A 19,039-nucleotide genomic window follows, 5' to 3' on the forward strand; every position below is an offset into this window, starting at 1 on the left:
TCAGTCCGTGACGTCGATCGGGAAGCGGTTGGTCTCCACCCCTGCGGCGGTGACGACCTGCACGTCCACCACGCCCGGCTCGACCTCCACCGGCACCGGCACGGTGAGCACCGTGTCGGTCGGATTGTCGAACCCCCCGGCGACCGGGATCAGCGGGACATGGACATGGACGCGGCCGATCCGGACGACCATCCGGGCCAGCCGGTCCGGGCTGCCCGCGCCGGGCGGTACGAAGCCGGCGCCACGGATCTCGATGTCGTCCCCGGTACGGATAGGGGCGTCCAGGTCCCCGGCCTCCCGGGTCCGGACGACGGACAGGACGACCGGACGGCCGCCTTCCGCGTACTTCCCGGCGAAGTAGGTCGCCGCGGACACCGCGACCAGGAGCGCCAGGCCCCACGGCAGGTCGGGCAGCTGCTCGGGGCGGCGGGCCAGGCGGACTCCGGCGAACAGTACGGCGACGGCGCTGACCAGCACGTACTGCACATCGGTGAAGCTGCCGCGGCCCGAGTCGTCGGTCAGCAGATCGGCGGCGCGCGGCCGGTCGGCCCGCAGCTTCTGCAGCCGCTGGCCCAGCACCCGTACGGTCACGACCTGGCGTACGACGACGGCCACGGCGCAGACCAGCGCGAGCACCGTGAGCACTCCGGCGGACCGCACCAGGTCCAGACCCTCGATCAGGGCGTCCCGGTCCCCGTGGTCGGAGGCGCCCGCCAGCTGGAGGGAGAGGACGAGCACGGAGAACACGGCGAGCAGCACCCAGGCGGCGGCGACCGTCCGTGAGGTGGAGAGCCGGTTGTCCTCCCCGATGAGCGGGGCGAGCAGGCCGCCGCGGGCCCGGTGGAGGCGGGCGGCGCCGGTCAGCAGGGCCGCGGTGGCCAGTCCGGCTACCAGGCCCGCGGTGCGGGCGGTGGACCAGCCCGCACCGATCGCGGTGACGCTCTCGCCGAGGACCAGCACGGCGACGCCTCCCCAGACGATGAGCAGGGTGCGCTGCCAGACCTGGTGGAGCCAGGCGTCCCCCGCGTCGCGGCCGCGTTCGGCGACGGCGCGGGCCGACTCGGTCAGCTCGTCGGAGACCCACTGCCGGGACGCGGAGGCCGACTGGGCGACGCCCGCTGGCAGGCCCTTGCCCGCCGCCAGTTCGTCGCGTTTGGCGAGGAAGGCGGCCACCGCGCGCCGGTGCCCTTCGCGTGCTCCGTGCGGGCAGTCGCCGCACGTACAGCCTCCGCCGTGCGTGCTGCTCGCCCTCGCCTCGTCCAACGCCACGGAGAATTCCGCCCTTTCCCGCCCCGGTACAGCCAACTCACCTGTGATTTCTGCGAATTGTGCCGTACGGGAGGGCCACCGGCCGCATCGGGGCGGGCCGGGGGCGCGTGTCGTCAGAATGTGCGACTGATCCGCTGCCACAGGGGCTGGTAGTTGATCCACGCCACCAGGTCGCTGCCGAGCTGCTCACGGGTGCTCACGGCGTCCCTGTGCTGGATCAGGACGGGCTTCCCGGCGGCCCGCGCCATCAGCTGCACCTGGCAGGAGCGCTCCATCGTGAGGAACCACCAGGCCGCCGCGTCCACCGAGTCCCCGACGGTCAGCAGCCCGTGGTTGCGCAGGATGATCGCCTTGCGGGGGCCGAGCGCGGCGGCGATGCGGCGCCCCTCGTCCTCGTCCACGACGACCCCGGTATATGCGTCGTAGAGGGCATGATCCTCGTAGAACGCGCAGGACTCCTGGGTGATCGGCTCGATCAGCTCGCCGAGCGCGGACAGGGCCCGCCCGTGCACGGAGTGCGTGTGCGCCACGGCCACGGCGTCCGGGCGGGCCCGGTGCACCTGGGCGTGTACGGCGAACGCCGCCTGGTTGACGTGGAACCGCCCCTGGACCACCTGTCCTTCGCCGTTGACCAGGATCAGGTCCTGCGGCGCGATGTCCTCGAAGGGTGCCCCGAACGGATTGACCCAGAAGCAGTCGGCGAGCTCCGGGTCCCGCGCGGTGATGTGCCCGGAGACGCCCTCCTCGTACCCGTGCTGCCCGAAGAGCCGCAACGCCCCCGCCAGCCGCTCCCGGCGGTGGGCACGCTCCTCGCCCGGCGTCGTGTGCACGGGCGGCATCGCGAACCGCAGCTGCTCGACGGGTATCGGCGCGGGTACGGGGGCGGGCGGCACGGCGGGTGGCACGGCGGTGGGCTCGGACATGGCGGCTCCTCGGACTCCCGGGCGGCGTACGGGATCGGAAGTTACCGCCGGTTGCCCCAGGTGGCCAGTGCCATCGCCGACGTAATCAGGCGCTGAGTACGAGGTAGGCGAGGCTGAACAGGGAGCGGTAGCCGCCGTAGTAGCCGGTGCGACGGGCGTCGACCTCGGCGATCACCTCGTCGTGCAGCGGGTGGCCGGGGTTCTCCAGCGCCCAGCGCCGGCCGCGCCCGATCGGCCCGTTGGACTCGAAGACATCCCATTCGCGCTCGTCGGCGACGGTGACCTGGAGGGCGCGCAGTCCGACGGACTCCGCCAGCCGGATCAGTTCGAGCAGCGAGCCGAAGTCGCCCGGCTCGGCCCCGATCCCGTCGAGCGCCGCCGGGGTCGGCTCCCGCAGCCAGACCCCGTCGCCGAACAGCACCCGCCCGCCGGGCTTCACCGCGGCCCGCAGGGCCCGCAGCGCCTCCGCCGTCGAACCGGGCCAGGCGTGGGAGGCACCGATGGACACGGCCAGGTCGTAGCCGTCCCCGGTCCACTCGGCCGCGGGCACCTCGTGGAACCGCACGCGTTCCGCGAGCCCCCGCCCGGCGGCCAGCTCGCGACCGCGTGCCACGGCGTCCGGGTCGGTCTCGACCCCGTCCCCGGTGGAGCCGGGTGCCGACTCCGCCAGGCGCATCAGCAATTCGCCCCAGCCGGAGCCGAAGTCGGCGATCCGTGCCTCGGGCGCGGTCGCACAGGCGGCGACCAGCAGGGCCGCGTGTTCCTCGGAGAGCGGGGTGTTCCAGGTCAGACGGTGGTTGTGGGGTGCGGACATGAGCGGGCGGATCTCTTCGGCGGACATGGTCGCGGAGCCTCGCACGGGCGGAAAGGCCCCGCCACCGAATTACGGCCGCCGACCGCGGTACTCCGACGCCGTCGGCCGCGCTACGCCGGAGCGGCCGGACACGCCACTCCGAAGCCATCGGCCGCGGTACGACGAAGCCGCCGGCCAGGTACGCCGATGCCGCCGCCCGGAACGCGTGGGCGGCGGCATCGGCATGGTCCCGACTGCGGGGAGTACCCGCTACGGGGTTACTCCCACTCGATGGTGCCCGGCGGCTTGCTCGTGACGTCAAGGACGACGCGGTTGACGTCGGCGACCTCGTTGGTGATGCGGGTGGAGATCTTCGCCAGCGTCTCGTACGGCAGGCGCGACCAGTCGGCCGTCATGGCGTCCTCGGAGGAGACCGGGCGCAGCACGATCGGGTGGCCGTAGGTACGGCCGTCGCCCTGGACGCCGACCGAGCGGACGTCTGCCAGGAGGACCACCGGGCACTGCCAGATGTCGCGGTCCAGACCGGCCGCGGTCAGCTCCTCGCGGGCGATGGCGTCGGCCTCGCGCAGCAGGTCGAGCCGTTCCTTGGTGACCTCGCCGACGATACGGATGCCGAGTCCCGGGCCGGGGAACGGCTGGCGCTGGACGATCTCCTCGGGCAGGCCGAGCTCCTGGCCGACCATCCGGACCTCGTCCTTGAACAGCTGGCGCAGCGGCTCGACGAGCTGGAACTCGATGTCGTCGGGCAGGCCGCCCACGTTGTGGTGGGACTTGATGTTGGCGGTGCCGGTGCCGCCGCCGGACTCGACCACGTCCGGGTAGAGCGTGCCCTGGACCAGGAAGGCGACGTCCTCGCCCTCCGCGCCCGCCTCGGCGACGAGCTCGGCCTGGGCCTGCTCGAAGACGCGGATGAACTCGCGGCCGATGATCTTCCGCTTCTGCTCGGGGTCGGAGACCCCGGCGAGCGCGTCGAGGAAGCGCTTCTCCGCGTCGACCACCTTGAGCTTGACGCCCGTGGCGGCCACGAAGTCCTTCTCGACCTGCTCGGTCTCGCCCTTGCGCATCAGCCCGTGGTCGACGTACACACAGGTCAGCTGGGAGCCGATGGCCTTCTGTACGAGGGCCGCGGCGACCGCGGAGTCCACGCCGCCGGAGAGACCGCAGATGGCGCGCTTGGTGCCGACCTGCTCGCGGATCAGCGCGATCTGCTCCTCGACGACATTGGTCGTCGTCCAGTTCGGCTCGATGCCCGCGCCGCGGTAGAGGAAGTGCTCCAGGACCTGCTGGCCGTGGGTGGAGTGCAGGACCTCCGGGTGGTACTGGACGCCGTAGAGCTTCTTCTCGTCGTTCTCGAAGGCGGCGACCGGTACGACGTCGGTGGACGCGGTGACGGTGAATCCCTCGGGGGCGGCGGAGCAGGCGTCCCCGTGCGACATCCACACCGGCTGCTCGGCGGGGGTGCCCTCGAAGAGCGTGGATCCGGTCTTCGAGACGGTGAGCGCGGTACGGCCGTACTCACGGGCGCCGTTGTCGTCGACGGTGCCACCGAGAGTGGTGGCCATCAGCTGGAAGCCGTAGCACATGCCGAACACCGGGACCCCGGCCTCGAAGAGCGCACGGTCCAGGGTGGGCGCGCCCGGCGCGTACACCGAGGACGGACCGCCGGACAGGATGATCGCGCGCGGGTTCTTGGCCAGCATCTCGGCCACCGGCATCGTGGACGGCACGATCTCGCTGTAGACCCGGGCCTCACGGACGCGGCGGGCGATGAGCTGGGCGTACTGCGCGCCGAAGTCGACAACGAGGACCACGTCGGCCGTGGTGTCGGGGGCGGCGGGGGGTGCTGCTGGCACGGGGGCGGCCTTCCGGCGGTGAAAAGGGGGCTGTTCTGTCGATTCTACCGGCCGTGCGGCACCGTCCCCCGCCCGGTGAGATCGCCACCCGCGTCTCAGCATCCGGGCCCGGCGTTGGTGGGACCGCGGGGCCGGGGCCATACTGTCCCCCATGCGTCAGCACACGACCTTCGTCTTTACCTATGGCACCCGGCCCGCCGGCTGCCATGGTCGTGCTGCTTGAGCTACTGACAAGCAACGTTCCAGGCGCCCCGGGCCGACAGGCCCGGGGCGCTCTGCGTTGCGGGCCGTGTCGCTCCGGGGGCCGTACCCCACCAGGAGTCACGTCATGAGCAACAGCACCGCCACCACGAAGACCGCCGCCGAGCGGACCGGCGCGCACACCGACGAGGCCGCCTCGCTGATCGGCGACGCCCGCGCGCGCATCGACGCGCTCGACGACCGGATCATCGGCCTCGTCCAGGAACGGATGGCCGTCTCGGCGGTCATCCAGGAGGCCAGGATCACCTCGGGGGGCCGGCGGGTGAATCTCTCCCGCGAGATGGACGTGCTCGGCCACTTCAGGGACGCGCTGGGCAGGCCGGGCACCTCGCTCGCGATGACGCTGCTGGAGCTGTCCCGCGGCCGGGTGTGACGGGTGCGTCCCTGCGGGACTGTACGGCCGTATCTGCGTTCGGTCCCGGTCTCACCCGTACGGCGCGTGACCGGGGCCGCCGCGGCTTCGTTGGTCCGGGTGTCCGTGCCAACCAGGGGCGGCAGCGGTAGGAAACCACGCGTGGCTCCGCCGGGACGTGTGACGTACTGCAGGTACGTCGTGGGACCGCGTCCCGGCGCACGTGACCGGACGGCAGGGGACAGCAGCCCGGTCACCCCATGTGCGGTCGGCCTCGGGGACGCCCGAGCCGGCCGCATCCGGCCTCATCCGGTCGAAACGGTTGTGCGGGGAGCGGTCCGTCCAGCACGATGCGAAGGGCACCCCACCGTTCGTCCCGGCCCGCCCCCACTTGTCCCGTCCCGCACTCTTCCGCCACCGGCCCTCATCCGGGCCACCGGCGATCTCGCGCTCCCTTGTACGCCGGGAGCCGACCGACAGACCTTCCTCCCGCGGCGCACCCCCCGGCGCCGCTCATCGGTACCGACGCGCTGCCCCGGACGTCGGTGCCGACAGCCGAGGGCCCCGTGGACCGTTCCTGGTCGGCGGGGCCCTCGGTGCTCACCGGACGCGGGGATCAGCGCTGCTGTATGCGGCGGCGGGCCGTGGCGTACAGCACGCCGCCCGCGGCCAGGGCGACGGCGGCGGCGCCGGAGGCCGCCAGAGCGACGGAGCCCGTGGAGGCGAGGCTGCCGCCCTGGGACGAGCCGGTGGTCCCTGAGGTGCCGGTGGCGCCCGACGTGCCGGAGGCGGACGCGTCACCGGAGGAGCCGGACGTACCCGCCGTGCTGGACGTCGCGCCCTCGGTGCTTCCCTTCGTGGAGCCCGCCGACCCCGCCGTCGTACCGCCGGAGTCCTCGGAGCCGGAGTCGTCGCCGTTCAGCACCAGCTGCGCGGTGTTGTTGGCCGGCTTCGGGTCGAAGGGCAGTGCCGGGTCCGAGAGCCAGGTGTTGCGGACGGTGACCTTGCCGGAGGAGCCGATCAGCTGCTCGTCGATCTTCAGCTCGAAGGGCAGCGGGACATCCGCGTCCTCGCGCACGGTCATCGACGTGTCGCAGAAGTAGCGCGGGGCGCCGAGCTGCTCGTCGCGGTGGTTGCCCCCGGCCGACACGCCCCGGCAGGAGGCGGGCTTGGCGGTGACGGTCGCGCCCTGGGGGACGGTGAAGTCGACCGTGGCGACGTTCTCCCCGGACCGGATGTAGCCGATCCAGGCGGGTCCCTCGTTACGGAAGCCGATGTCGGCCTTCACGGTGTCGCCCTCGGCGCCGGACACCTTGTCGCCGTACGCCACGAAGTCGGCGGTGTTCTTCGTACGGAAGTCGACTTCCTGCTGGTTGTCGTGGGGGTTGAGGTCCACGCCGCGGGTGGACGCCACCTTCTTCAGGGCGAGGGCGGGGCCCCTCCCCTTGTCGAAGCGGGCGCCCGCGCGCTGGGCGGCGCGCTGGGCGGCGCCGCCCTCGTGGATGCGGTAGATGAAGGTGTCGTAGTACGCGCGCTCGGTGGACTCGACGGTGAGCGGGGTCTCCAGCGTGTACGTCTCGCCCGCCTCGAAGGAGCCGTCGATGGAGCAGAGGGCGGTGGACCAGGCGAAGTCGCCCGCCTCCGGGACGCTGTTCTCCAGGTACTCGCAGTTGGAGTAGCGCTGGGGAAGGTCCAGGCCGCGCGAGTACATCAGGGTGAGCAGCACCCCGTCGGCGGCCCGCGTGCCGTTGTTGGTGAAGGTGATCGGGGCCTTCTGCTTCTCGCCCGGAGCGGGCTCCTGCTCGAACGGGAGCTGCTTCATCACGAGGTCGGGCCCGCCGACGGTGACCTTCGTCGTGAACGGCTTGAAGGTCGCGCCCTCGGCCGCACCGGTCACCTTGATGGTGCCCGAGTCGCCGTCCTCGCTGCCCTTGGCCGCGCTGATCTCCAGGTCGGCGACGCCGTTGAGGCCGGGCCACACTCCGGAGTCGTGGCAGACGGCGGTGGCTCCGGTGACCTTGCAGTCCCCGCCCGCCTCGCCGTCGAAGCCGATGTCGGCGACGCCCGCGACGCCGGACAGGTCGAAGGTGTAGGTGACCCTGCCCTGGAAGCCGCCGCTCTCGTCGTCCTCGGTCGGGTTGACGACGGTGATCGCGGCGGTGGACTTCTTCGGGGAGCCGCTCGCGGGATACGGGTACAGCCCCGTCCCGGCCGGACCGCCCAGCGTGAATACGGGGCCGGCCGCCGGTACGGGTGCGGCCGAGGCGAAGGAGCCCGCGGCCAGCGAACCGGCGGCCAGCAGACCGGCGGCGGCGAGACCGCCTGCCGTACGGCGCAGCGCGGTTCTCGGGGAAAGGCGTGTCATCGCGAACCTCTGGGACTCGACAGGAGCTGTGACTGCTGTGAGGCAGTACCGGTTCGACCACGCAGTTGTCCGAAGAGTTGCCCTGAGCAAGATCACGGATTGGGTACGGCGTCGCCTTCCGCCCGGACCGCACCGTCGCTCCTGGGCGGGAGCGCGGGCATGCCCAGGAACGGCAGTCGCAGCGCGCCGAACGCCTCCTTCGGCACCGTCGGCGCGTGCGGCTCCACCGGAGCCAGCCGCTCGTAGGCCGCGCCCGGCTCCGGACGCGGGTCCCGCGCGCCCTTGTTGGGCCAGAAGGACATGGCCCGCTCCGCCTGCGCGGTGATCGTCAGCGACGGGTTGACGCCGAGGTTCGCGGAGACGGCCGAGCCGTCGACGACGGAGATTCCCGGGTGGCCGTACAACCGGTGGTACGGGTCGATGACCCCGTCCTCGGCGCTCGCCCCGATCGGGCAGCCGCCGAGGAAGTGGGCGGTGAGCGGCGTCCCCATCAGCTCCCCGACGTTGGAACCGGCGAAGCCGTGGATCTCGTCGGCGAGCAGCGAGGCGCTGCGGGTCGCCTCGGCTATCTGCGTCGGGTTGGGCGCGCCGTGCCCCTGCCGGGCGGTGAGCAGGCCCTTCCCGAGGCCGCCCGGCTTGCGGTACGTCGTCAGGGAGTTGTCCAGCGACTGCATGACCAGGCCGATGATGGTCCGCTCGGACCAGTGGTGGTTGGAGAGCGAACGCACCGCTAGCGTGGGGTGTTTGGCCATGTTGCCCAGCCAGCCCAGCACCCGGCGGCCGCCGTAGGGCACCTGGAGGATGGACAGGGCGCCCATGGCGTTGGAGCCCTTGCCGTAGCGGACGGGCTCGATGTGCGTGTTGGCGTCCGGGTGGATCGAGGACGTGATGGCAACGCCCTGGGTGAAGTCGGCCTTCGGGGTGCCGTGCTTCCTGCGGTAGCGGCGGTCGCTGGTCTGCGAGCCGACGAGCGCCTCGGAGTTGGTCCGGGTCAGTTCGCCGAGCCGCGCCGAGAGCCGGGGCAGCAGCCCCTGGTCCTTCATGGTGTGCAGCAGGGTCTGGGTGCCGTACGTGCCCGCCGCGACGACCACCTTGCGGGCACGCAGCAGGGTGGACCTGCCCTTCCTGCGGCGGTCGGTCGGGACGGTCGTGACGTGGTAGCCGCCCTCCGGGTCGTCCGTGATCGCGACGACGGACGTCATCGGACGGATGACCGCTCCGGCCTTCTCCGCGAGGTGGAGGTAGTTCTCGTTGAGGGTGTTCTTCGCGCCGTGGCGGCAGCCCGTCATGCACTCGCCGCACTCGGTGCACGCCTTGCGGGCGGGGCCCGCGCCCCCGAAGTACGGGTCGGGGACCGTACCGCCGGGCTTCGCCCTCGCCGTGCCGTCGGCGTCCTTGCCGTCGCCGAAGAAGACCCCGACGGGGGCGAGGTGGAAGGTGTCGCCGACGCCCATCGCCTGCGCGGCGGCCTTGAGGTGGACGTCGGAGGGGGTCATGGTCGGGTTGAGCCGGACCCCCAGCATCCGCTTGGCCTGGTCGTAGTACGGCTTCAGCTCGTCCTGCCAGTCGGTGATCCCGGCCCACTGACGGTCCTCGAAGAACGGCGCGGGCGGCACGTACAGCGTGTTGGCGTAGTTGAGCGAGCCGCCGCCGACGCCCGCCCCGGCCAGCACCATGACGTTGCCGAGCAGATGCACGCGCTGGATGCCGAAGAGGCCGAGCGCGGGGGCCCAGAGGTAGTTCCGGATGTCCCAGGAGGTCTTGGGGAGCGTGCCGGGGGTGAAGCGGCGGCCCGCCTCCAGGACCCCGACGCGGTAGCCCTTCTCGGTCAGCCGCAGCGCCGACACCGCTCCGCCGAAGCCCGAGCCCACGACGAGGACGTCGTAGTCGTACGCGGCGTCGTCCTCGGCCGGCACGGGGTTCACGGGGTTCACGGGGTTCACGGGGTTCACGGGGTTCACGGGGTTCACGGGGTTCACGGGGTTCACGGGCCGATTCTGGGCAGGGCTGTCCTGGGGCATGGCTCTCCTCCGTGCGAAAAGGGCAGAAGTGCTGCGGAATCGCGTACGCCGTGGCCGGGTCAGCGCAGGCGGAACGCCTTCATCGCCTTCAGGCTGCGGCTCATGAACGCCGCGTACTTCTCGTCGTCCATCCCGAAGGACGGGGCGAGCGGAATCAGCCGCTGCTGGGCGACGGTCTGGGCCTCGGTGTATTTGAGGATGCCCTCCGAACCGTGCCGCCGGCCGAGACCGGAATCCTTCATGCCGCCCATCGGGGACTGCACGCTCCCGTACGCGGGGGCGTACCCCTCGTTGATGTTGACCGTGCCGGTCCGCAGCCGGGCGGCGACCCGGTGGCCGCGCCTGCCGTCCGTGGTCCAGACGCTCGAATTCAGTCCGTACGGGGTGGCGTTGGCGAGGTCGATGACCGCGTCCTCGTCGCTGAAGCGGTAGATGGAGACGACCGGTCCGAAGGTCTCCTGGGTGCAGACGGCCATCGGCGCCTCGACGCCGTCCAGGATGGTCGGCTCGTAGAACAGCGGGCCGATGTCGGGCCGGGCGACGCCCCCCGCGACGACGGTGGCGCCCTTCTCGACGGCTTCGGCGACGTGCTGGGTGACGGTCTCCAGCTGGCGCTCCCCGACGAGGGAGCCCATGTCGGCGCCGTACGCGAGGGAGCTGCCGAGCCGCATCGCCTTCGTACGGGCGGCGAACCGGGCCACGAAGTCGTCGGCGATCGACTCGTGGACGTACAGCCGCTCGATGGAGATGCAGAGCTGTCCCGCGGACGAGAAGCAGGCACGCACCGCGCCCGCGGCGGCCTTCTCCACATCGGCGTCCTTCAGGACCAGCATGGCGTTCTTGCCGCCGAGTTCCAGGGAGACGCCGACGAGGCGGGCGGCGGCGCCCTGGGCGACCTCGCGGCCGGTGCGGGTGGAGCCGGTGAAGGAGACGTAGTCGGCGTGACTGACGACCTCGGGGCCGACGACGGGGCCCTCGCCGAGGACGACCTGGAACACCTCGGCGGGCAGTCCGGCCTCGATGAGCAGGTCACGGGCCCAGAGCGCGGTCAGCGCGGTCTCCGTGTCGGGCTTCATCACCACGGCGTTGCCGGAGACGAACGCGGGCAGGGCGTCGCCCACGGACAGTTCGAGCGGGTAGTTCCACGGTGCGATCTGGCCGACGACCCCGCGCGGCTGACGCAGCTCGGTGACCTTGGTGAGGGTCGGTACGACACCGGTGTGCCGCTTCGCCCGCAGGTACGAGGACGCCTTGCGGCCGTAGTGCCGGGCGGCGACGGCGACGGCCTGCACCTCTTCGTGGGCGTGCAGCCGGGCCTTGCCGGTCTCCAGCTGGATGAGGTCGAGGACCTCCGACTGGCGGCTGAGCACGAGGTCGTGGAAGCGGAGCAGGACGGCCGCCCTGGTCCGTACGGGGGTCGCGGCCCAGGCGGGCTGGGCGGCGCGGGCCCGCTCGAAGGCGGTCGCCACGTCCTCGGGGGTGGACTCGGGCAGGTCCGCCAGCTTCTCCCCGGTGAAGGGGGTGTGGTTCGCCGTACGGCCGGAGCCGACGACGCCGCGGGTCAGCTGGGCGATCACCTCGGGGGTGACCACATCGGCGGCCGTGCGCACGCCTGCGGGGGCGGCCGCGACGGGGTTCGTACCGAGGGGGGCAACAGGGGCCTGCGAGTCCGTCATGAGGGCGAGAGTATGTCCACCCGCAGACTTTGGGTACCCGTGGGTAATAGGTTTTCACACTCCCTACAACCCGCCCCGCGAACTCGCCAGTGATCGCTGGCCGCATATCCGCTGATCAGTGGCTATCTCCCCGGCGGCGGCCCGTCGACTTCCGAACAGGCGTCCGGACGAACATCCGGACAGGGATCCGGCCGGGGGCCCCGTCGGCGTCCCGGCGGGCTCCACGGAAGACGTCCCGTCGGCATCCGGACGGGGCGGGCATCCTCAGTTCGCCGCCTCCGGGGCCTTCCAGCTGCGCAGCATGGTGTCGAACTGCTCCCGGCTGGTCTCCCAGTCCTCGTCCGGCGCCGTCAAGTACAGCGCGTACTCGGGCCCGCCCGCCTCGCCGTAGTACATCTGGTCGATGCCGCGACGCGGGCCCGGATGGTCCTTGGACTCGACCCAGGTGAACTCCCAGAGGGAGCCCGGCCGGTCGCGGTAGATGTTCGACTGAAGGCTGACGCGCTCGTAGCCGGGCAGCCGCTTGGCGAGGTCCTTCTCCAGATTCAGCATGTGCCTGTACGAACTGTCGAAGTCCGGTTCCGGATCGATGCTGATCCGGAGGCGGTGGGCCCCGTTGTCCGGTGTGTAGTCGATCTGGTTGCCCTCCATCCGGCGCTCCCACCCGTCCGGTACGACCAGGCTGAAGCCCTTCGGGTCCTCGACCCTCTTCCAGCCGTCGGGTATCGCCTTGGCGGGCGGCTTCGGGTCCCGTTCCGCTTCCGCTTCCGTGTCCCGTCCCCCCGAGGAGACGGACGGCGCGGGCTCCGCGGTCGCGGGCACCTGCGGTGACCTGCCCCCGTCGCCGGAACCGCCGCCGTCCGCGTACTTCATCGCGGCCAGACCCGCCGCGCCACCGAGCACCGCGGCCACGGCGATGACCACGAGCCGCGTGCGCCACCGGGATCCGCCACGCCGCGTCACCGGCGCGGAGGCGGGGGCGGGGGCGGGGGCGGGGGCGGGGGCGGAAGCCGGGACGGGGACGGGGACGGCTGGGGTGTGCGAGGTGTCGGCCGGCGCGTCGGCCGACAGCCGGTCCGGGGTGCCTTCCGAGGCCGCGATTCCGCGCAGGGCCTCTTCGGTGACCCGTTGGGTCGGTACGAACGCCTGGGCGGCCCGGGGTTCCCGGCCCTCCATGGCGTCCAGCAGCATCCGTTCGGTCTCGGCGGCCGACGGCCGGTCCGCGGGGTCCTTGCGGAGCAGCGCGGTGATCACGGGGGTCAGCGGGCCGGCGTTGGCGGGCGCGGGCGGCTCCTCGGTGACCACCGCCTGCATGGTGGAGATCGGTGACGTACGGCGGAACGGGGAGCGTCCCTCCACCGCGGTGTACAGGGTGGCGCCGAGCGACCAGAGGTCGGAGGACGGGCCCGGGTCGCCGCCGCGTACCCGTTCGGGCGCCAGATAGTCGATGGAGCCGACCAGTTCACCGGTCCTGGTGATGGTGGAGTCGCCCTCGATCGCGGCGATCCCGAAGTCGGTCAGGAGCACCTGCCCGTCGCGGGCCAGCAGGACGTTGCCGGGTTTGACGTCCCGGTGGAGCACCCCGGCACTGTGCGCGGCGCGCAGGGCGCTGAGCACATGGAGGCCGATCCTGGCCGCCTCGCGCGGTGCCATCTCGCCGTTCTCCTTGGCGGCGTCGGCGAGCGAGGGCCCGTCGACGTACTGCATCACGATCCAGGGGCGGTTGTCGTACTCGATGACGTCATGGACGGTGACGACTCCGGGGTGCGTGATGCGGGCCGCCGCGCGCGCCTCCTTCTGGGTACGCGCGTGCAGGACGAGCCGGTCGGCCTCGGCGACGTACAGTCCTGCGGTCAACTCCTTGACGGCGACGGTGCGGTGCAGCACCTCGTCGTGTGCGCGCCAGACCTTGCCCATGCCGCCGCGGCCGAGGACCTCGCCCAGCCGGTACCGCCCGGCCAGCACCAGTCCCGCGCCCGTGCCCCTGCCCGTGCCCTGTGATTGATCCACGTGTAGTCCCGCCCCGTTCCTCGGCTGCCAGATTACGGAGGGGACGTGTGGGCATGGAACCTCGGATCGCCCCACGAGACCGCACTGTGATGCTTGTCGCTCCGAAGCGCCACGGGTTCGCGGGCCCGCGTCACCCGACCCGCCTCGGCGGTGACACCGGGTCAGGAGCCGACGCGATGGTGACTCCGGGTCAGGAGCCGACGCGATAGGAGGCGATGGCCTGTTCGTAGATGGCGGTGACCTTGTCCCGGTCGCCCTGCGGGCCGAGCGCCTGAATGATGTGGTATTTGCCGTCCACGACCATCACCAGGTTGCGCACGTACACCTCGCGGCCGTTGCCGTCCTGCCAGGTGAACTGGCCTTCCGCCATGGCCTGTCGGCCGACGTCGACCCGGCGCAGACCGACCGCGGAGGACCAGCTGGAGTCCCGGAACGGCTGGAGCTCCGGCTCCTTGTCCCGCTGATAGGCGAGCGGGTCGGCGCCGTTGGCCTTGACGGTGTCGCGGCCGGGCACGATCAGCAGGCTGAACCCGTCGCTGCCGTACCGGATCTGACGGTCCGCGTTGGCGGGGCTGCGCTGCCAGCCCTTGAGTACGCCGACCTCGAAGCCCTCCGTGTCCTTGCGCAGTACGTAGCCCCGGGCGAGCGCGACGGCGGAACGGCTGGTCTGCGGCTGCTGGGAACCAGGGGTACCGGAGGCGCCGCCGGAGGGCTCGGGCGCGCCGGGCCCGGCGGGGGTCGCCGAACCGGACGGCGCCGTTCCTGTGCCGGGGTCGTCCTCGGACATGAAGATCAGGGCGTACGCGACCGCTGCGGCCATGCCCAGCAGTATGAGGACCAGCAGCATCCGGCCCAGGCTGCGCGGTGCCTTCCCCTCTCGCTGCCGCGCGGGTTCCCGCAGCACCTTGGGGCCCTTGGGCTCGCGCGGTGCGCGGGGGGCGCGCGGGGGACGGGAGGGCGGGGTCTCCCAGGACTCGGCGCTCTCGCGCGGTTCCTCGGGCAGCCCGGCGGGCTCCCGCCGCGGCTTCTCCAGGTGCGGCTTCTGCTTGCCCTGGCGGTGCCGGCCGTGCGCCGATCCGCCGCCCAGCCGCCGGCCCCGGCGCCTGCGGACGAGCTCGCCCTTGCGGCGTACGACGGGCAGGCGGGTCTCATCGGCCGAGGGCAGCGGGACGACGTCCGTGCCCGCTTCCGGCTCCGGGGCGGACCGCACCAGTGAGCGCAGCCAGCCGCTCAGCTCCTCGACATCGGGGCGCTCCGTGGGGTCCTGGCGCAGCAGCGACTCGACCACGGGGCGCAGGGCGCCGCACTCCTCCGCGAAGGCGGGCGGCTCGCCGCAGACCATCTGGACGAGTTCGGCCGCGTTCTCCTCGGGGTAGGGGGCGTGACCCTGGACCGCGCGGTAGAGCAGGGCGCCGAGCGCCCACAGGTCGGTGGCGGGGCCGATGGGCGGTGCGAGCTGCCAGTTCTCGTGGACCGGTCCGGCCTGCTCGGGCGCCCAGCGTTCGGTGACCGCGCCGACGACGGCGATCCGGGCCTGCCGGGCACGTTCGGCGGCGAGCGGGGTGGCGGGGCCGCGGTAGGCGGGGGTCCCCCGGCCGCCCGCGACGACCTCGTCCCAGCCGCCCGACGCGGTCACGGCGGCGGGCCGCGCGGCCCGCCCGGCCGGTACGGGGGTGTTGCCGGGGCGGCGGGAGTCGGCGCGCAGCGCGTCCTCGCCCGAGCCGCCCGCGGGGACGGGGCGGCCGGAGCCCGGCCCGTCGTCCCAGCTGCCGGCCAGATGGACCCGGCGGCCGGGCGGCCGGTCGCCGCCGTCGCCCTCGCCGCGTCCGTCCTCGTCGTGCTCGTCGTCACGCTCGTCGCGCTTGGTGTACGGGTCGTCCGCCGCGTACGGGTCGTCCTCGGTGTACGGGTCGTCCCCGGCGTACGGGTCGTCCGCCGCGCCGCTCCAGGCGCCGGGGAGCAGGGAGTCGCGGGGGGCCGGGCGCTGGACCGGGAGGAGAGCCGTGTCCTCGGCGTCGGGAGCGCCGCCGGAGGCGCTCTCGGTGTCGTTCCCGGTGTGGTGCTGATCCTCGACGTTGCCGCGGGCGGCAGCGCGCGCGCCCGCGCGGTAGGCGGCGATCGCCCCGGCGCGCGCGGCGCGCAACTGTGCGGCGCTCGCGGCACCGGGCTGCACGGCGCCCGGCTCGGGAAGGGGCCGCGCACCGGCGTACGGGACGGCGGGTGCGGCGGGTCGCGGGACGAGCTCCTGGCTGTCCGGGGGCATGGGTGACGGGTCCGCGTACGCGTCGTGAGCCGCCGCGGGCGCCACGTCCGCGCCGTACGTGTTGTACGTGGTGTGCGTGCCTTCGGTGCCGTACGGGCTTTCCGAGCCGCGCCCGTCGCCCCCGTACCCGTCGTCGCCGTGACCGTCGTCGCCGTCTCCGCCGTCGTACCCGTCTCCGGCGCCGTGCGCGGCGTCGTCGTCGTGCACGGCATCGACGTCATCGTCATCGTCGGGCAGCGGCGCCGTGACGTACCCGCACAGCGCCTCCTCGGCGGCCCCGGCCGCCAGTCCGGTCAGCACCACGCGGCCGTCGTCACAGATCAGGACGGTACGGACGGTGATGTTCCGGTGAGTCCAGTCGTGCGCGTGCAGCACCCGCAGCGCCGCCAGCACATCGGAGCCGATCTCGGCGGCCCGGTACGGGTTGAGGGGGCGCTCGGCGAGGAGGGCGGCCAGCGTGCGCGCCGCGACCAGTTCACTCACTATCCAGAGCGATCCCGCCTCGGCGAACACATCGAAGACCTGGTCGAGCCGTGGGTGGTCGGGCACCTGGGCGGCCGCCTGGGCGGCCTCGATCGCACGCCGGACCGCAGGGTCCGTGGGACGGCGTACCGCACGTCCCGTGGTGCGTCCGGGGACGCGTCCGGCGGCTGCGGGCAGGCCGTCGGCGTCGAGGACCTCGGCTTCCACGATCTCGGGCAACGGGACCTGACGTATCAGGACTTCCTGCCCGCTGTATGTGTCGAACGCCCGGGTCTCGACCAGTTCGTAACCGTCGAAAGGAGGCAAGGGAAGGCGGTAGCGGTCGGCAAGCACCCGACCCGCGTAGTCGTCCACGACGCCTCCCCAGAGCGCGCTGCCCCCGGTCACCAGGGCCGCATGAATCAGTCAATTACGGTCAGTTGCCGCACAATTGACCTATCATTCCGGCTGCGTACGGTCCCTTGTCTCTTACGATACGTGGCAAGCCGGGGCCACGCGGCCGGGTCGCGGCAACCCGGCCGTCCGATGGTCAGCCCGTGGGCTTGAACGTGGCGAACGCCGTCTCGCGCAGCGTCCGGCACTCCGTGTCGTCCCACTCGCTCGCCTTGCAGCTGATCATGATCGAGTAGCCGCGCTTGGCGTCGACCTTGAAGCCGCGGTTCAGCACCCTGACCCGGATGCCCTTCTGATCGCGTTCGAAACTCCAGTCGGCGACGGTCGGGTAGCCGTTGAAGTCGACCTTCTTGATGCCGAGCTGCTTGTAACCGTTACTGAGGGCTCTGGTACCCGCCACCGCCCCCGCCCATGCCGCGGCCGCGTCGTCCTTGGGCGAGTCGTTGAAGTCGACCTGGACGCGCGGGAAACCGCCGTCGGCGTTGTAGATCCCGCCGGAGTTCCGCCCCGCGATGGCGTCACGCTTGAAGTCCTCGGGCATCGCCATGGCGAAGTGGAACCGCTTGTCGGTGACCTTCTCGTACCCGGCGGGCAGGGCGTCGGCCGGGGGCGGCGCGTCCGTCTTCGGGTCCTCGGTCGCCGGGTCCCCGGACGACTGCTCGGAAGGCTTGCCGTCGCTCTGGCCCTGGCCCTCCTTCTGGCCGTCCCCCTGGCCCTCACCGGAACCGCCCGCCGAGGCGGACGTGTCGGCCTTGCCCGAGCCGCCGCTCCCGCTGTCCTTGTCGTCGCCCCCGGAGAGGGCGATCGCGAGCACCGTACCGAGGATGGCGAGCGCCACGACCGCCGCGATGATCGCGAGCGTACGGCGGGGCACCACGTCCGTGATGGACGCGCGGACGGCGTGGGCGGCCGACGGGGCCGGGGGGCGCTGCGGCGGTACCGCTGCCGCGGTGACCGGCGCCTTCGGGGGCTTCGCGGGGGTCTTGGGGGCGGGCGTCGGAGCCGCGGCGGGCGATGCCGCGGCAGCCGTCGCGGGGCTCCGGGGGCCGGTCCCGGGCTTCGTCGACGGCTCGGCCGGGGTGGCCGCGCCGGCCGTGCCGGACGCCGAGGCGGTGGCGGCCGCGGCTCCGGCTCCCGCTCCCGCCGCGACGCCCGGCGTCGGCTTCCGCACGGAGCGGAGGGCTCCGCGCAGCCGGTCGCGGGCGCCCTCGCCGGACTCACCGGACCTGGCAGCCGGCTTGGGCACCTTCGGCGGCTTCGGCGGCTTCCTGGTGGCGCTCCCGGCGTCGACGTCCACCGGCAGCGCCATGACCTGGGTGGAGTCGGCGGGCGGGGGCACCGGGAGGTCCGGAGCGTTGATCACGTCGTTGAGCAGGGCCCGTGCCCCGGCGTCGTCCAGCCGCTGGTCGGGGTCCCTGGCGAGCAGGCCGTAGATGACCTTCTCCAGCGGGCCCGCGTTCTTGGGCGGGTCGACCGGTTCGGTCATCACGGCCGTGAGGGTCGCGATCGCCGACCCCTTGTCGTACGGCGGGCAGCCCTCGACGCTCGCGTACAGCAGTCCGCCGAGCGACCACAGGTCGGCGGGCGGCCCCGGCTTGTGACCGCGGGCCCGCTCCGGCGAGATGTACGAAGGGGCGCCGACGAGCATGCCGGTCGAGGTGACCGACGGGTCGCCCTCGACCTGGGCGATGCCGAAGTCGGTGAGCACGACGCGGCCGTCCTCGGAGATCAGCACGTTGGACGGCTTCACATCGCGGTGCAGGATGCCCTCGCGGTGCGCCGAGCGCAGCACGTCGAGGATGGCGAGTCCGACCTCCGCGGCGCGCCTGGGTGTCAGCGTCCCGTCCTCGCGGATCGCCTCGGCGAGCGACTTGCCCTCGATCAGTTCCATGACGATCCATGGCCGGTCGTCCTCGTCGACCACGTCGTAGACGGTCACCGCGCCGTTGTTGCGGATCCGTGCGATCGCCTTCGCCTCACGCAGGGTGCGCGTGATCAGACGACGCTTCTCCTCGTCGTCGATGGCCGACGGGAAGCGCAGCTCCTTGACCGCGACCGTGCGGCCCAGCGTCTCGTCGGCAGCGCGGTGGACCGTGCCCATGCCGCCCCGGCCGAGCACCTCCCCGAGCCGGTAACGCCCCGCGAGAAGACGACCTTCCTTGTCCCGTTGGGGCTCCCGTGCCTGCTCCGCCTCCGACATGCGTCCCCTCTGCGATCAACCCGCCCTGGCAGAGCGTTCATTGTCCCTCACCCCGGGACCGGTCCTGGTGCCGGGTCCGTGGTCCGCCATGATGTGGCCGGAGGAAAGCGATCCCCCGTCATGCCGATACGCAGGGCGTTGTTCACCGCCCCGCCG

General features: G+C 72.6%; 11 protein-coding genes. 1 reads left to right on the forward strand and 10 read right to left on the reverse strand.

Annotated features, from left to right (window positions below; all coding sequences use genetic code 11):
- The 4 genes from OG413_RS05655 to guaA all read right to left on the reverse strand — a co-directional run bounded on the left by OG413_RS05655 (nt 1) and on the right by guaA (nt 4,859).
- Nucleotides 1-1,269 (reverse strand): hypothetical protein, encoded by a 1,269-nt coding sequence (locus OG413_RS05655; RefSeq protein WP_266803312.1) that lies wholly within the window; start codon nt 1,267-1,269, stop codon nt 1-3.
- A 113-nt stretch (nt 1,270-1,382) separates the two neighbouring features.
- A complete protein-coding gene (locus OG413_RS05660) occupies nt 1,383-2,192 on the reverse strand; it encodes a class II aldolase/adducin family protein (RefSeq protein ID WP_266803313.1) in 810 nt (269 codons plus the stop codon).
- 85 nt (nt 2,193-2,277) lie between these two features.
- Nucleotides 2,278-3,033, reverse strand: coding sequence for a cyclopropane-fatty-acyl-phospholipid synthase family protein (locus OG413_RS05665; protein ID WP_266803314.1), 756 nt, complete (start codon nt 3,031-3,033; stop codon nt 2,278-2,280).
- Between the two features lie 230 nt (nt 3,034-3,263).
- Nucleotides 3,264-4,859: a glutamine-hydrolyzing GMP synthase gene (gene guaA, locus OG413_RS05670; protein ID WP_266803315.1), complete on the reverse strand. Its 1,596-nt coding sequence runs from the start codon at nt 4,857-4,859 to the stop codon at nt 3,264-3,266.
- A 328-nt stretch (nt 4,860-5,187) separates the two neighbouring features.
- On the opposite strand from guaA, the gene OG413_RS05675 reads away from it, so the two are divergent.
- On the forward strand, nt 5,188-5,493 hold the full coding sequence (locus OG413_RS05675; protein ID WP_266803316.1) for a chorismate mutase: 306 nt from the start codon (nt 5,188-5,190) through the stop codon (nt 5,491-5,493).
- A 595-nt stretch (nt 5,494-6,088) separates the two neighbouring features.
- On the opposite strand, the gene OG413_RS05680 is transcribed toward OG413_RS05675, so the two are convergent.
- The 6 genes from OG413_RS05680 to OG413_RS05705 all read right to left on the reverse strand — a co-directional run bounded on the left by OG413_RS05680 (nt 6,089) and on the right by OG413_RS05705 (nt 18,883).
- Nucleotides 6,089-7,837, reverse strand: a complete 1,749-nt coding sequence (locus OG413_RS05680; RefSeq protein WP_266803317.1) for a peptidase — start codon at nt 7,835-7,837, stop codon at nt 6,089-6,091.
- Nucleotides 7,838-7,929: 92 nt separating this feature from the next.
- The gene (locus OG413_RS05685; RefSeq protein WP_266803318.1) at nt 7,930-9,858 is read right to left on the reverse strand and encodes a GMC oxidoreductase; all 1,929 of its coding nucleotides are present in this window, start codon (nt 9,856-9,858) and stop codon (nt 7,930-7,932) included.
- 59 nt (nt 9,859-9,917) lie between these two features.
- On the reverse strand, nt 9,918-11,534 hold the full coding sequence (locus OG413_RS05690) for a succinic semialdehyde dehydrogenase (RefSeq protein ID WP_266803319.1): 1,617 nt from the start codon (nt 11,532-11,534) through the stop codon (nt 9,918-9,920).
- A gap of 264 nt (nt 11,535-11,798) precedes the next feature.
- Nucleotides 11,799-13,544, reverse strand: a complete 1,746-nt coding sequence (locus OG413_RS05695; RefSeq protein ID WP_266803320.1) for a serine/threonine-protein kinase — start codon at nt 13,542-13,544, stop codon at nt 11,799-11,801.
- A gap of 190 nt (nt 13,545-13,734) precedes the next feature.
- Complete coding sequence (locus OG413_RS05700; RefSeq protein WP_266809919.1) at nt 13,735-16,644, reverse strand: protein kinase; 2,910 nt, start codon at nt 16,642-16,644, stop codon at nt 13,735-13,737.
- Nucleotides 16,645-16,819: 175 nt separating this feature from the next.
- Nucleotides 16,820-18,883: a serine/threonine-protein kinase gene (locus tag OG413_RS05705; RefSeq protein WP_266803321.1), complete on the reverse strand. Its 2,064-nt coding sequence runs from the start codon at nt 18,881-18,883 to the stop codon at nt 16,820-16,822.
- Nucleotides 18,884-19,039 lie beyond the last annotated feature (156 nt).

It is taken from the genome of Streptomyces sp. NBC_01433 (genome assembly GCF_026340105.1).
Taxonomy (GTDB): Bacteria; Actinomycetota; Actinomycetes; order Streptomycetales; family Streptomycetaceae; genus Streptomyces.